The sequence below is a fragment of the Microbacterium sufflavum genome (assembly GCF_023101165.1).
Lineage (GTDB): Bacteria > Actinomycetota > Actinomycetes > Actinomycetales > Microbacteriaceae > Microbacterium > Microbacterium sufflavum.
This window is the reverse complement of sequence record NZ_CP078076.1, coordinates 3,483,447-3,498,045: the sequence shown is the minus strand read 5'-3', so window position 1 is coordinate 3,498,045 and position 14,599 is coordinate 3,483,447. Positions and strand designations below refer to the sequence as shown.

12 protein-coding genes are annotated in these 14,599 nt (G+C 71.4%); 10 read left to right on the top strand and 2 right to left on the bottom strand.

Going from position 1 to position 14,599, the window contains the following annotated elements; genetic code table 11:
• Nucleotides 1–27: 27 nt before the first annotated feature.
• From KV394_RS16980 to KV394_RS16955, 6 genes are read left to right on the top strand one after another with little or no spacing between them, the layout of a single operon-like run.
• On the top strand, nt 28–942 hold the full coding sequence (locus tag KV394_RS16980; RefSeq protein ID WP_136028587.1) for an ABC transporter permease: 915 nt from the start codon (nt 28–30) through the stop codon (nt 940–942).
• Nucleotides 939–2,666 carry an ABC transporter ATP-binding protein gene (locus KV394_RS16975; protein ID WP_247639073.1) on the top strand — a complete coding sequence of 576 codons (1,728 nt, stop codon included), beginning with the start codon at nt 939–941 and terminating at the stop codon, nt 2,664–2,666. Before KV394_RS16980 ends, KV394_RS16975 begins: the two co-directional genes overlap by 4 nt.
• A gap of 42 nt (nt 2,667–2,708) precedes the next feature.
• Complete coding sequence (locus tag KV394_RS16970; RefSeq protein WP_247981965.1) at nt 2,709–3,878, top strand: glycoside hydrolase family 1 protein; 1,170 nt, start codon at nt 2,709–2,711, stop codon at nt 3,876–3,878.
• Nucleotides 3,879–3,906: 28 nt separating this feature from the next.
• A complete protein-coding gene (locus tag KV394_RS16965; RefSeq protein WP_247981964.1) occupies nt 3,907–5,448 on the top strand; it encodes a molybdopterin-dependent oxidoreductase in 1,542 nt (513 codons plus the stop codon).
• A gap of 40 nt (nt 5,449–5,488) precedes the next feature.
• Complete coding sequence (gene metG / locus KV394_RS16960; protein WP_247981963.1) at nt 5,489–7,066, top strand: methionine--tRNA ligase; 1,578 nt, start codon at nt 5,489–5,491, stop codon at nt 7,064–7,066.
• A gap of 10 nt (nt 7,067–7,076) precedes the next feature.
• Nucleotides 7,077–7,970: a TatD family hydrolase gene (locus KV394_RS16955; protein ID WP_247981962.1), complete on the top strand. Its 894-nt coding sequence runs from the start codon at nt 7,077–7,079 to the stop codon at nt 7,968–7,970.
• Here the strand turns inward: KV394_RS16955 and KV394_RS16950 are convergent.
• Entirely contained in the window at nt 7,949–9,232 is a 1,284-nt protein-coding gene (locus KV394_RS16950) for an MFS transporter (protein ID WP_136036522.1), read from the bottom strand. The two genes, KV394_RS16955 and KV394_RS16950, sit on opposite strands and share 22 nt — an antisense overlap.
• A gap of 54 nt (nt 9,233–9,286) precedes the next feature.
• Here KV394_RS16950 and rsmA point away from each other — a divergent pair, with 54 nt between their 5' ends.
• Nucleotides 9,287–10,156 carry a 16S rRNA (adenine(1518)-N(6)/adenine(1519)-N(6))-dimethyltransferase RsmA gene (gene rsmA / locus KV394_RS16945; protein WP_247981961.1) on the top strand — a complete coding sequence of 290 codons (870 nt, stop codon included), beginning with the start codon at nt 9,287–9,289 and terminating at the stop codon, nt 10,154–10,156.
• A 180-nt stretch (nt 10,157–10,336) separates the two neighbouring features.
• On the opposite strand, the gene KV394_RS16940 is transcribed toward rsmA, so the two are convergent.
• Nucleotides 10,337–11,170 carry a carbonic anhydrase gene (locus tag KV394_RS16940; RefSeq protein WP_247981960.1) on the bottom strand — a complete coding sequence of 278 codons (834 nt, stop codon included), beginning with the start codon at nt 11,168–11,170 and terminating at the stop codon, nt 10,337–10,339.
• A 271-nt stretch (nt 11,171–11,441) separates the two neighbouring features.
• Here KV394_RS16940 and mgrA point away from each other — a divergent pair, with 271 nt between their 5' ends.
• From mgrA to KV394_RS16925, 3 genes are all read left to right on the top strand, one after another.
• Nucleotides 11,442–12,509 carry an L-glyceraldehyde 3-phosphate reductase gene (gene mgrA, locus KV394_RS16935; RefSeq protein ID WP_247981959.1) on the top strand — a complete coding sequence of 356 codons (1,068 nt, stop codon included), beginning with the start codon at nt 11,442–11,444 and terminating at the stop codon, nt 12,507–12,509.
• 7 nt (nt 12,510–12,516) lie between these two features.
• Entirely contained in the window at nt 12,517–13,449 is a 933-nt protein-coding gene (locus KV394_RS16930) for a 4-(cytidine 5'-diphospho)-2-C-methyl-D-erythritol kinase (RefSeq protein ID WP_247981958.1), read from the top strand.
• 118 nt (nt 13,450–13,567) lie between these two features.
• Nucleotides 13,568–14,581 (top strand): LacI family DNA-binding transcriptional regulator, encoded by a 1,014-nt coding sequence (locus tag KV394_RS16925; RefSeq protein ID WP_247981957.1) that lies wholly within the window; start codon nt 13,568–13,570, stop codon nt 14,579–14,581.
• The last annotated feature ends 18 nt before the right edge of the window (nt 14,582–14,599 follow it).

Genomic DNA, 14,599 nt, shown 5'->3' with positions numbered 1-14,599 from the left:
CTGCGTGCTCGACCCGAGGACCAGACGATGACCTCCACCATGAACGTCAAGATCCCGGCCGATCGGATCGCTGCCCCCAGCCCGTGGCGCTCCTTCGGGCGCATGGTCGGCACCCTGTGGGCCAACGGCAAGGCACGGCTCGGGCTGTGCATCCTCGCCTTCTTCGTCCTGGTCGCGGTGTTCGCGCCGCTCCTCGCGCCGTACGGCCCGAAGGAGAACGGCTTCGAGCGCAACGCCGACGCGTCGTGGGAGCACTGGCTCGGCACGACCGCCGCGGGCGAGGACGTGCTCAGCCAGCTGATCTACGGCGCGCAGGTGAGTCTGCTGGTCGGCTTCGCCGCCGGCATCCTGTCCACGATCGTCGCGGTGCTGATCGGCCTGAGCTGGGGGTACATGCGCGGCTTCGCCGGCGAGGTCGTCGGGTTCATCGTGAACCTGTTCCTCGTGATCCCCGGCCTGCCGCTCATGATCGTGATCGCCGCGTACCTGCAGAACGGCGGCATCCTCATGATCATCGCCGTGATCGTGGTGACCGGATGGGCGTGGGGCGCGCGCGTTCTGCGCAGCCAGACCCAGTCGCTGCGCGGCAACGACTTCGTCACCTCGGCCCAGTTCTCCGGCGACAGCAGGGCCCGCATCGTGTTCCGCGAGATCCTCCCGAACATGACCTCGATCATCGCGGGGACCCTGTTCGGCGCGGCCACCGCGGCGATCCTGGCGGAGGCGGGCCTGGAGTTCCTCGGCCTCGGCGACTCCAGCATCGTCAGCTGGGGCACCATGCTCTACTGGGCGCAGAACTCCAACTCGCTGCTCACCGGGCAGTGGCTGCTGCTGTTCGCCCCCGGTCTGTGCATCGCCCTGCTGGCCCTCAGCCTCACACTCATCAACTTCGGCGTGGACGGCATCTCCAATCCGCGCCTGCGGGAAGGGAAGGGGCGATGAGCGCCATGACCGCGCACACCTCGGATCGCAACGCCGGAATCCTCCTCGACGTGCAGAACCTGTCCGTCGAGTACGCCTCCCCGGGGCAGCAGCCCGTGCAGGCCGTGCACGACGTGTCGTTCACGCTGCGACGCGGCGAGTTCGTCGGACTCGTCGGCGAGTCGGGCTCGGGCAAGTCCACGCTCGGGTTCGCGCTGACCCGGCTGCAGAAGCCCCCGGCGCGCATCAGCGGCGGTCGCATCCTGTTCGACGGGCGCGACATCCGCGAGCTCGACGCCGAGGGACTGCGCCGCCAGCGGCAGGGCGGCTTCGCGATGGTGCTGCAGTCGGGCATGAACGCGCTCAACCCCGTGCGCACGGTCGCAGGTCACTTCCGCGACATCTTCGCCGCGCACGGGCATGTGCCCCGCGAGGCCCGTGAGGCCAGGGCCCGCGAGCTCGTGGGGAAGGTCGGCCTGAAGCCCGAGGTGCTCGACCGCTACCCCGGGGAGCTCTCGGGCGGCATGCGGCAGCGCGCCTCGATCGCCCTCGCGCTGTCGCTGGAGCCGCAGCTCATGGTGTTCGACGAGCCGACCACGGCCCTCGACGTGCTCGTGCAGCACGCGGTGATGGACACGATCCAGGAGCTGCAGCGGTCGGAACGGTTCACGGCGATCCTCATCAGCCACGACCTCGGCATCGTGCTCGAGGCCACCGACCGGGTCATGGTGATGCACGAGGGCCGCATCGTGGAGGACGCCCCGAGCCACGACATCCTGCACCGTCCGCAGGACGAGTACACGCGCATGCTGCTGAGCCACTACGCCGACCCCCGGGCGGAGAAGATCGAGATCCCCGGGTTCCTCGATGTGGGCACCCGCCGCCGCGAGGGCCGCAGCCGCACCGACGTCACCGAGACCCTGCCGACCGTGTCTGCGCGCGACACCCGGCGCGCGGACGCCGCGATCGTGGTGGACGGCGTCACCAAGCGGTACCCGGCGCCGCGGCGCGGGCAGGAGCCGGTGGTCGCGGTCGACGACGTGTCCTTCCGGCTGGAGCCGGGGGAGGCCCTCGCGCTGGTCGGCGCCTCGGGGTCGGGCAAGTCGACGATCGCGAAGATGCTCACCGGCGTCGAGAAGCCCACCGCCGGCACGATCCGCTTCGGCGACACCGACGTCGCCGCACTGAAGCGCCGGGGCCTGCGCGACCTCCGCAAGGACGTGCAGATGGTGTTCCAGGACCCGTATGCGGCCCTGAACCCGCTGCACACGGTCGAGTATGCGCTGTCCCGCCCGATCCGCAACTACACGACGCTGCGCGGCACCGAGGCACGGGCGCGCGTGCTCGAACTGCTGGAGACCGTCGGCCTCACGCCCGTCGAGCAGTTCGCGGCCAAGCTGCCGCACCAGCTCTCCGGCGGACAGCGGCAGCGCGTCGTGATCGCCCGTGCGCTCGCGAGCGACCCGCAGGTGCTGATCGCCGACGAGCCCGTGTCGATGCTCGACGTGTCGCTGCGTGCCGGCGTGCTCGCGCTGCTGGAGGACCTGCGTGAGCGCTGGGGCATCAGCATGCTCTACATCACGCACGACCTGCTGAGCGCGCGCCTGGTCACCGAGAACATCCTGGTGCTCAACGGCGGACGGGTCGTGGAGCGCGGCGAGACCTCGCACGTGCTCCAGCACCCCGAGGACCCGTACACGGTCGAGCTGCTCGACGCCGTGCCCAACCCCTCCCGCGCGCGCTGAACCGCGCCGGGAGATCTGCAAGAAAGAGAGAGGAGCGCATCCGTGCTCGCATTCCCCGACGGCTTCCTCTGGGGCGCCGCGACCGCCGCCCATCAGGTGGAGGGCAACAACACCACGAGCAACTGGTGGGCGATGGAGCACGCCCCCGACTCGCCCATGGTCGAGCCCTCCGGCGACGCCGCCGACCACTTCCACCGCTACCCGGAGGACATGCGGCTGCTGGCCGAGGCGGGGCTGAACTCCTACCGCTTCTCGGTCGAGTGGGCGCGGATCGAGCCGGAGCGCGGCTTCGTGTCACGGGCGATGCTCGACCACTACCGCCGCATGATCGACACCGCGCGGGAGCACGGGCTCGACCCGACGGTCACCCTCATGCACTTCACGGTGCCGCAGTGGTTCCAGCGCGACGGCTTCTGGCGCGCGGGCGACGCGGTCGACCTGTTCTCGCGCTACGTGGAGACCGTGCTGCCCATCCTCGACGGCGTGCGCTACGTGTGCACGATCAACGAGCCCAACATCGCCGCGATGCTGGCCGGGGGAGAGGACGCGGCCAACCTCGTCGCCTACGGCCTGCCCAATCCCGACCTCGCCGTGGCGGACACACTGCTGGCCGCGCACCGCCGGGCCTCCGAACTCGTGCACACCGTGCCGGGCGCGCAGGCGGGGTGGACCATCGCGACCCAGGCCTTCCACTCGACGGGCGAGCCGGGCGCCGACGAGATGCTGGCGGCCTACGGCGACCCGCGCGACCACTGGTACCTGGAGCAGTCGGCCGGTGACGACTTCGTGGGCGTGCAGGCGTACACGCGCACGTTCATCGGTCCGGAGGGCCCGCGGCCGGTCGCCGACGACGTGGAGACGACGCTGACCGGGTGGGAGTTCTACCCGCCCGCGCTCGAGCTGGGGGTGCGCAGCGCGTGGGAGCGCAGTGGCGGGGTGCCGGTGATCGTGACCGAGAACGGCATCGCCACGGCCGACGACACCCGCCGCATCGCCTACACGCAGGGCGCACTGGAGGGCCTGCATCGCGCGATCGCGGACGGCATCGAGGTGCGCGGGTATCAGCACTGGAGCGCGCTGGACAACTACGAGTGGGCGAGCGGCTTCCGGCCGACCTTCGGGCTGATCGGGTTCGACCACGAGACGTTCGAGCGGTTCCCGAAGCCGTCGCTGGCGTGGCTGGGCGAGGTCGCACGACGCAACGCGCTCTGATCCGCTGCGCCGGGGTTACCCTCGGTTCATGACGCACGGGGCGGGGTCGGCCCGGCGGGACCGGCTCCGGTCGGCCGCCGCCGGGCTGAGCGCCGCCCTGCTCGGCGTCGCGCTGGGCGAACTGGCGGCCGCGCTCGTCGAGCCGGCGGCGAGCCCGTTCGCGGTGATCGGCGGCGGGCTGATCGACCTCGCGCCGAGCTGGGCGAAGGACGTCGCGATCGCGCTGTTCGGCACCGGCGACAAGGTCGCGCTGCTCACCGGGATCGCGATCGTGCTCGCGGTGGTCGCCGCGCTCGCCGGGATCGCGGAGCGTCGCTGGTCCGGCGCTGGCGCCGCGGTCCTCGGGGCGCTGGGCGCCGTCGCCGTCGTCGTCGCGCTGATCCGCCCCGGCTCCGGCCCGTTCGCGTGGCTTCCCGGGCTGGTCGCCGGTCTCGTCTCCGTGATCGTGCTGCGCCTGCTGATCCGCCGCCTCCGCCCGGTCGCCGGACTCGCACCGGACCACGAGGATCGCCGCCGCTTCCTGCTGTGGACGGCCGGGGCCGCCGCGGTCGGGCTCGTCGCGCTCATCGGCAGCTCGCTCGCCCGGGGCGCGACGCGCTCCGTCGAAGCCGTCCGTGCGGCGCTGCGGCTGCCCTCCCCGGCTCGCCCCGCCGCTGCTGTGCCCGCCGGGGCCGAGCTCGACATCCCCGGTCTCGCGCCGGTGGTCACCCCGAACGCCGAGTTCTATCGCATCGACACCGCTCTCATCGTGCCGCGCGTGGACCCCGCCGACTGGTCGCTGCGCATCCACGGCATGGTCGATCGCGAGGTCGTGCTCACGTGGGAGGAGCTGCTCGCCCTGCCGCTCGTGGAGGCCGATGTCACGCTCGCGTGCGTGTCGAACGAGGTGGGCGGCTCGCTGATCGGCACCGCGCGCTGGCTGGGGTACCCGGTGCGGGAGATGCTCGCCCGCGCGGGCGTCGACCCCGATGCCGACATGGTGCTCTCGACCTCGGCCGACGGCTTCACGGCCTCGACCCCGCTCGAGGCCCTCACCGACGACCGGGACGCCCTGCTCGCGGTGGGCATGAACGGCGAGCCGCTGCCGCTCGAACACGGCTTCCCGGTGCGGATGGTGGTGCCAGGGCTGTACGGCTACGTGTCGGCGACGAAGTGGGTGACGCAGCTGGAGGTCACCCGCTTCGACAGGGCCGCCGCGTACTGGACGACCCGGGGGTGGTCGGAGCGCGGGCCCGTCAAGCTGCAGTCGCGCATCGACGTGCCGCGCCCCGGGCAGCGTATCGACGCGGGCGACGCGGTGATCGCGGGCATGGCGTGGCAGCAGCACACCGGCATCGAGGGCGTCGAGGTGCGGGTGGACGAGGGGCCGTGGCAGCGCGCGGAGCTGGCCGCCGCGATCTCCGCCGACACGTGGGTGCAGTGGCGTCTGCCGTGGACGGCGGAGAGCGGCGCGCACACCATCGAGTGCCGCGCCGTGAACGCCGAGGGGGAGACCCAGACCGCGGACCGGGCGGCTCCCGTGCCGGACGGCGCCCAGGGCTGGCACCGCGTCGAGGTGACGGTCGCGTGAGCGCGTAACCACAAGTGCCGCGCCACCTAGAATTGTCCCCATGCCCGCAGGCGAATCCTTCTACATCACCACGCCCATCTACTACCCGTCCGACGTGCCCCACATCGGCCACGGGTACACGACGGTGGCGGTCGACACGCTCGCGCGGTGGCACCGCCAGGCGGGGGATGACACCTGGATGCTCACGGGCACCGACGAGCACGGGCAGAAGATGCTGCGGGCGGCGGCGGCCAACGGCGTGACGCCGCAGGAGTGGGTGGACAAGCTGGTCAGCGAGAGCTGGTTCCCGCTGTTGAAGACCCTCGATGTCGCCAACGACGACTTCATCCGCACGACGCAGGAGCGCCACGAGACCAACGTGCAGACGTTCTTCCAGCGCCTGTACGACCGCGGCTACATCTACGCGGGCGAGTACGAGGCGCTCTACTGCGTGGGCTGCGAGGAGTTCAAGCCGGAGTCCGAGATCGTCGACGGCACCGGTCCCTTCGAGGGGCTGAAGGTGTGTGCGATCCACTCCAAGCCGCTGGAGCTGCTGCAGGAGAAGAACTACTTCTTCAAGCTGAGCGAGTTCCAGGACCGGCTGCTCGAGCTGTACAAGACCGAGCCCGACTTCGTGCGGCCGGACTCGGCGCGCAACGAGGTCGTGTCGTTCGTGAGCCAGGGGCTCAAGGACCTGTCGATCTCGCGCTCCACGTTCGACTGGGGCATCCCGCTGCCGTGGGACGAGTCGCACGTGATCTACGTGTGGGTCGACGCGCTGCTCAACTACGCCACCGCCGTGGGCTACGGCTCCGATGAGGAGACGTTCGCGCGCCGCTGGCCCGCGTACCACGTGGTCGGCAAGGACATCCTGCGCTTCCACGCGGTGATCTGGCCCGCGCTGCTGATGGCGGCGGGGCTCGACGTTCCCAAGGGCGTGTTCGCGCACGGCTGGCTGCTGGTCGGCGGCGAGAAGATGTCCAAGTCGAAGCTGACCGGCATCGCGCCGACCGAGATCACCGACGTGTTCGGCTCCGACGCCTACCGCTTCTACTTCCTGTCGGCGATCGCGTTCGGCCAGGACGGCTCGTTCTCCTGGGAGGACCTGTCCGCCCGCTACCAGGCCGAGCTCGCGAACGGCTTCGGCAACCTCGCCTCCCGCACGACCGCGATGATCGAGAAGTACTTCGAGGGCATCGTCCCGCCGGCGGCCGAGTACACCGAGGCGGACCTCGCGATCCAGAAGATCGTCGCCGACGCCGCGACGAAGGCGGATGCCGCGATCGGCCAGTTCCGCATCGACGAGGCGATCTCCGCGATCTGGACCATCGTCGACGCGCTCAACGGCTACATCACCGAGAACGAGCCGTGGGCGCTGGCCCGCGACGACGAGAAGCGCGAGCGTCTGGGCACGGTGCTGTACACGTGTGCCGAGGGCCTGCGGGCCCTGGCGGTGCTGTTGTCGCCGGTGATGCCGCAGTCCACCGAGAAGCTGTGGATCGCACTGGGCGCCGCCGAGACGCTGGGTCGTCTGCAGGACCAGCCGATCCGTGAGGCGGGGGCGTGGGGCGTGCTGAAGCCGGGCACGAGCGTCAACGGCCTCGCGCCGCTGTTCCCGCGCGTGGAGTCCACGGCCTGACCGACACCCCATGACCGAGACGTACGTGCAGCGCCGAGACGGCGACGGGCGCGAAGACCTGCGGTATCCCGCAGCCCCTGAGCCCCTCGCCGTCCCGGTGTACGACAACCACGCGCACCTGGAGATCATGGACGGCGACGAGCCGTTGAGCCTGACGGAGCAGCTCGACCGCGCCGAGGCCGTGGGCATCGCCGGGGTCGTGCAGGCATCGGGCGACATCGAGTCGTCGCGCTGGGCGGTCGAGGCGGCGGCTTCCGACCCGCGCGTGCTCGCCGCGGTGGCGATCCACCCGAACGACGCGCCGACCTATGCCGAGCAGGGCCGTCGCGGCGGTGTCGGTCTCGACGAGGCCCTCGCGGTGATCGACGAGCTGGCGGCGCATCCGCGCACCCGCGCGATCGGCGAGACCGGGCTCGACTTCTTCCGCACCGAGCCGGAGCGCCGCGGGCCGCAGTTCGAGTCGTTCGAGGCGCACATCGCGCTCGCGAAGAAGCACGGCATCGCGATGCAGATCCACGACCGCGACGCGCACGACGCGGTGCTGGAGACCCTGTCGCGTGTGGGCGCTCCCGATCGCACGGTGTTCCACTGCTTCTCCGGCGACGCCGCGATGGCCCGGGTGTGCGCCGACGCGGGCTACCACCTGTCGTTCGCGGGCAACGTCACGTTCAAGAACGCGCAGAACCTGCGCGACGCGCTGAAGGTCACGCCGCTCGACCGACTTCTGGTGGAGACCGACGCCCCGTTCCTCACGCCGACGCCGCTGCGGGGCCGTCCGAACGCGCCCTACCTCGTGCCGATCACGGTCCGCTTCCTGGCCGCCGAGCTCGGCATCGGCGTCGACGAGCTGTCCGCGCAGCTCGCCGAGAACACCCTGCGGGTCTACGGCTCGTTCACCGACTGAGCGTCCACGTCGTCCGGGCCGGTCTGGGCGACCGGTTTCGCGCTCACGATCTGCGAGATCGGCCTCCACACCAGCAGCAGCGTGATCGCTGCGCCGCCGAACGCGAACCACCACGGTGCGGTGAGCCCCCACAGCTGGGCGATCACTCCGCCGAGCGCCTGGCCGACGATCATGCCCCCGAACACCCCGACCATGTTGACCGAGGCGACGCGCCCCTGCAGCTCGGCGGGCACGAGACGCTGCCGGACGGTCGTGGAGATCGTGCCCCACACGAAGGCGTACGCGCCGAAGAAGAACATGATGATCAGCGCCACCCAGCCGGCGGTGGTGAGCGCGAACGCCAGGTGCATCAGCACCTCCAGCGAGAGCACGATGCGCATGAGGGTCGCGAACGACACGTGCCGTTCGAGCCACCCGAAGCTGAACGTCGCGAGGATGCCGCCGGCCGCGGACGCCGTGGTGAGGGCGCCGTACCCCACCGGGCCCATCTGCAGGTGCTCGGTCGCGTACAGCACGAGCACGCCCCACGGCGCCGCCCACGTGACGTTGAAGACGAGGATGATGATCACCAGCATGCGCACGGGCGGGTTGCGCCACAGCCAGCGCAGCCCCTCCGCGATGTCGGTGTGCACGGGCGGGTGTGCGGCGGCGTCCGCCCGGGGCGGCACGGGCGTGCGGGCCATGCGGGAGATCAGCACGACCGCGAGGCTGACGCACAGCACCTCGACCAGGAACGGCCAGGCGTGCCCCGCGGCGAACAGGAACGCCCCGAGGGGAGGACCGGCGAACTGGTTGGCCACGAGGTAGCCGGCCTGGAGCCGCGCGTTGCCGATCCCGAGGTCATCCGGCTTCACGATCATCGGCAGCAGCGTGCTGCTCGCGGTGTCGACGAACACCTCGGCCGAGCCGTACAGGAAGGCCACCGCGAGCACGATCCCGATGTTCGCGGTGCCCGTCACGAGGAACACGCACAGCGCCGCGAGCACGACCGCCCGCGCGGCGTTCGCGATCATCACCAAGCGCCGACGGTCGAAGCGGTCGGCGATGGCCCCCGCGTGCAGGCCGAACAGCAGCCAGGGCAGGAACTGGAGGACGGCGCCGGAGGCGACGAGGATCGGCGACGAGGTCATCGAGGCGATGAGCAGGGGAGCGGCGGCCAGCGCCACGCCGTCGCCGATGTTGCTCGTCCACGACGACGCGAGCAGCCAGCGGAAGTCCCTGCCCATGCGCCGCGGAGCGATCAGTTCACCGAGGGAGGGCATCCCCGCAGGATAGCGAGTGCCGGGGACGGTCGGGCTTTCGGCGAGAATGGACGCATGACCGTCACCCTGCTCGGAGCCGCCGAGATCCGCCGACTGGCCGCCGAGCTCGATGTCACCCCCACCAAGAAGCTGGGCCAGAACTTCGTCACGGACGCGAACACGGTCCGCAAGATCGTGCAGGCCGCGCGCGTGCAGCCGGGCGAGCGCGTGGTCGAGGTGGGGCCCGGCCTGGGTTCGCTGACGCTCGCGATCCTGGAGACCGGGGCCGCCGTCACCGCCGTGGAGATCGATCACCGCCTCGCCGCCCGCCTGCCGCAGACCGCCGCCGAGCACGGCGTTCCCGAGGGGGCGCTCACGGTGGTCGATGCCGACGCGCTGCGGGTGGCCGAGCTGCCCGGCGAGCCGACCGTCCTGGTCGCGAACCTGCCGTACAACGTGTCGGTGCCGGTGCTGCTGCACTTCCTCGAGACCTTCCCCTACCTGCAGCGGGGCGTCGTGATGGTGCAGGCCGAGGTGGCCGAGCGCCTGGCGGCGAAGCCGGGGTCGAAGATCTACGGCTCGCCGAGCGTGAAGGCCGCGTGGTACGGCGAGTGGCGGCTCACCGGCACGGTGTCGCGGCAGGTGTTCTGGCCCGTCCCGAACGTCGACAGCCTGCTGGTCGGGTTCGATCGGTCGGACGGGGAGCGCGGCTCCGAGGCCGAGCGTCGCCGCACCTTCGAGATCGTCGATGCCGCGTTCAACCAGCGCCGCAAGATGCTCCGCCAGGCGCTGTCCGGCGTCTTCGGCAGCTCGGCCGCCGCGACCGAGGTGCTGACGGCCGCCGGCGTGGCTCCGACCGCCCGCGGCGAGGACCTCACGGTCGACGACTACCAGCGCATCGCGCAGCAGGCACCGGCGGTGCCGGACGCGGCGGCCGCGGTCTGACGCCCCGCGCGCGGCCTGAGGTTCTGCCCCTCGACACCGCCGCCTGACGCCCTGCGCGCCGCCTGACGCCCAGCGCGCGGCCTGACGCCCCGCGCGCGGCCTGAGGTTCTGCCCCTCGACACCGCCGGGCTCCCGCCGTCGCGGCGGGAGCCCGGCGGAGGTGCGGGCAGGACGCGGAGCTCAGACCCCCGAGGGGATCTCCGTGAGCGTGCGGTCGTGCAGGGGCTGCACGGGTCGGTGGTTGTCGGGGTACACGGCGGTGAACGCGGCGAGCTCCTCCGCCGACACCGTCACCGGGGTGAGGTAGACGTTCCAGCGCACGCCCTCGGTGCACGGCGGCGTGGTGAGCGAGCCGTCGTACTGCACGCTCATGCCGTCCGCCGGGATGAGCGCGCTCGGGTCGATCTCGTGGCTCAGCGGTGTGCCCTTCTCGCTCACGGTGGTGGTGATCGACGAGAAGAACTCGTCGAGTGCCGTGCTGGCCGGCCCAGCCTGCAGCATCACGCCGAGCACGAGCACCGAGCCGTCCTCGGCCTTGTGCACCAGGTGGAGTTCGGCGGGGGCCGTGCGTCCGTCGATCGTGTGCTCGCTGCTGGCGTGCAGGTGGAACTGCTGCAGCTCGTACGTCTTGCCGTTCACCTCGATCGAGTCGGCCGCGGGGTCCTCCGGGATCGCCTCGATGGTGTGGCCGTTGTTCTCGATGTCGAACGCGGCGGGGGCGTAGTGCGTCACGACCTTCTGCGCGGCGGTCCCCATCTGCACCGTCGAGGTGTCGATGGCGATGGGGGACTCGTGGGAGCTGTCGACGTTCTCGCACGCGGCGCCGAACTTCCCCCAGTGCTCGGGGCCGTTGGAGCCGCGGTACGACCACTCGGCGTCCGCGGAGGCGCCGGGCGAGGGCGACGCAGACGCGGCGGGGGTCGTGGCGGGGGTCGTGGCGGCGGGTGCGCAGCCGGCGAGAGCGCCGATCGCGAGGGCCGCGGTGGACAGAGCGAGAGCGGGGCGGATCTTCATGTTGTTTCCTTCGGAGTGTGCGGCGCGCGCTGCAGGCACAGCGGATCGCCGCGCACCACACCGCGACGCCATCGGGACGATGCCCTGGCGGACTGCGTGATCACCCGGACGGCCAGTTGTCACTGCCCCGCGGCGTCCGAGCGGCACGAGTGTAGGCGACGAAACCCGGAGTTGCCCGTGGTCCCGCACCGCCCGTCGTCCCCGCCTACCAGCGCATCGGGCGCCACGCAACGGCGATCCCGGATCCCACACCGCCCGGTAATCTGGCACCGTGACTGACTCCCCGCGCTTCCGTCCCGATGTCCCCGAGCTCCACCGCCCGTACGCCGCCGACGAGGGCCGCTACGGACGGTTCGCCTACCGTCAGGTCGGGTCGTCCGGCCTCTACCTGCCGCCGATCTCGCTCGGGCTGTGGTGGAACTTCGGCGACAACATCCCGCTCGACAACCAGCGCGCACTGCTGCGTCACGCGTTCGACGGCGGTATCACGCACTTCGATCTCGCGAACAACTACGGTCCGCCCTACGGCTCCGCCGAGAAGAACTTCGGTCGCATCTTCGCGGAGGACTTCCGGCCCTACCGCGACGAGCTCATCATCTCGTCGAAGGCCGGCTGGGACATGTGGCCGGGCCCGTACGGCGACTACGCGAGCCGCAAGTACATCCTCGCCAGCGCCGAGCAGTCGCTCACGCGCATGGGCCTGGACTACGTCGACATCTTCTACTCGCACCGCGTCGATCCGGTCACCCCGATCGAGGAGACCGTGGGCGCGCTCGACACGCTCGTGCGGCAGGGCAAGGCCCTCTACGTGGGCATCTCGTCGTACAGCGCCGAGCGCACGGCCGAGGCGGTCGCCGTGGCGAAGGACCTCGGCACCCCGCTGGTCATCCACCAGCCCGCGTACTCGATCCTGAACCGGTGGATCGAGGACGGCCTCACGGCCACGCTCGAGGAGTCGGGCCTCGGGGCCATCGCGTTCACGCCGCTCGCGCAGGGGCTGCTCACCGACAAGTACCTGGGCGACGGCACCGCCGACCGGGCGCAGCAGCGCGGCTCGCTCCCGAAGGGCAAGCTCACCGACGAGGCCGTGCAGACGCTGCGGTCGCTGAACGACGTGGCGAAGGGCCGTGGACAGTCGCTCGCCCAGCTGGCGCTGCAGTGGACGCTGCGCACCCCGGTGGTCGCCTCGGCCCTGATCGGGGCGTCCCGGCCAGAGCAGCTCGACGAGAACCTCGCCGCGCTCGACGGGCCCGAGTTCTCCGCGGAGGAGCTCGCCCGCATCGACGAGCTGTCCGGAGGGATCGACGTGAACCTCTGGGCCACCTCCTCGGATCTGTGACCCGGTCATGAGCCTCGCCTCGGCCGCCGGATCCGTGCACGTGCGCGCGCCGGGGAAGATCAACGTCTACCTGGGGGTCGGCGGCCGCCACGACGACGGCTACCACGCCCTCGCCACGGTGTTCCAGGCGGTGTCGCTGTACGAAGACGTGATCGCGCGACCGGCGGACGACTTCTCGATCACGGTGTCCGGGGTCGAGGACGACGGCTCCGTTCCGCTCGACGACCGCAACCTGGCGATGCGCGCGGCGAAGCTGCTCGCCACGGCCACCGAGCACACCGGCGGGGTGGCGCTCGAGGTGCGCAAGAGCGTCCCGGTCGCGGGCGGCATGGGGGGCGGATCGGCCGATGCCGCCGCGGCCCTGGTCGCGTGCGATGCGCTGTGGGGGACCGGTCTGTCGCCCGCGCGTCTGCACGACCTCGCGGCGCGGCTCGGCGCCGACGTCCCGTTCGCCCTGCACGGCGGCACGGCGGTGGGCACGGGTCGCGGTGATCAGCTGAACCCCGCACTCGCGCGCGGCCGCTTCGACTGGCTGCTGGTGACGAGCGAGCAGGGCCTGTCGACCCCGGTGGTGTACGAGCGGCTCGACCTGCTGCGCGAGGAGGAGGGCGCGCTCGCCGACGACCCGCCGCTGTCGCTCGACGTGCCGATCCCGGTGCTCCAGGCGCTGCGCACCGGAGACCCGCGGCAGCTCGCCGATGCCTTGCACAACGACCTGCAGGCGGCGGCGCTGCACGAGCGCCCCGACCTGGGTGACACGATCGACCTCGGGATCGCGGCGGGTGCCCTGCACGGGATCGTCTCGGGCTCCGGTCCCACGGTCGCGCTGCTGTGCCCCGATCCCGAGACCGCGCAGGACGTGCAGACTCGGCTGCGGGACGAAGGGCTCGACCCGCTGCACGTGCACGGGCCGGTGCCCGGCGCCCGCATCATCGGCTGAGGTCTCCAGCCGCGACGTCCTCCGGCCCACCGGCCCGTGACGCCTTCGGGATGCACGGCGCGGTCCTGGCAGACATAATGAAGTGACGATGTGACCGTGCACACGCGAGGAGGCAGTGATGTCCACGTCCTCCGAGCGTGCCCGCCTGCCGAGCATCCGCGATGTCGCCCGGCTCGCGGGGGTGTCGCATCAGACGGTGTCCCGCGTGCTGAACGACCACCCCAGCATCCGGCCGGAGACCAAGGCGAAGGTGCTCGACGCGATCGCCGTGCTGGACTACCGACCGAACCTCGCGGCGCGCGCGCTGGTGACGAGCAAGTCGAACATGCTGGGCATCCTGTCCGCCACGATCGGCGAGTTCGGCCCCACCTCGTCCATCGCCGGGATCGAGGATGCGGCGCGCGAGGAGGGCTACTCGGTCTCCACGCTCAACCTCCCCTCGACCACGCCGGAGGCCATCGGCAACGCGGTGCGTCAGCTCGAGCGGGAGCAGGTCGACGGGATCGTGGTGCTCGCGCCACAGGTGCGCGTGTTCCATGTCTTGCGCGGCATGTCCGGCGCGATGCCCTTCGTCACTCTGCAGACGGCGTCGGGCTCGGACGGCGTGAGCCTGTCGGCCGATCAGGTCGCCGGTGCCAAAGCCGCGACGGAGCACCTCATCTCGCTCGGGCACAGCGACATCCTGCACCTGGCCGGACCGCAGGACTGGATCGAGGCGGAGTCGCGCATGCGGGGCTACCTCGACGCGCTGCGCGATGCCGATCTGCCCACGTTCCCGCCCATCCGCGGCGACTGGACGGCGGACTTCGGCTACTTCGCGGGCAAGGAGCTGTCGCACCGCCGCGACTTCACGGCGGTGTTCGCGGCGAACGACCTGATGGCGATCGGACTGCTGCACGGCTTCCGCGACGCCGGGGTGCGGGTGCCGCATGACGTGAGCGTGATCGGCTTCGACGACATCCCGGTCGCGGCCCACGTGGCACCGACGCTGAGCACCGTGCACCAGGACTTCCCGGAGCTCGGGCGCCGTGCGGTGCGCATCCTGCTGGCGCAGATCCGCGGTGAGGATCAGCCCGCGTTCGGGGCGCTGCAGACGCTGCTGCGGGCTCGCGAGTCGGCCGCCGCCCGCTGAGCCGATCCGGCGCGTTCG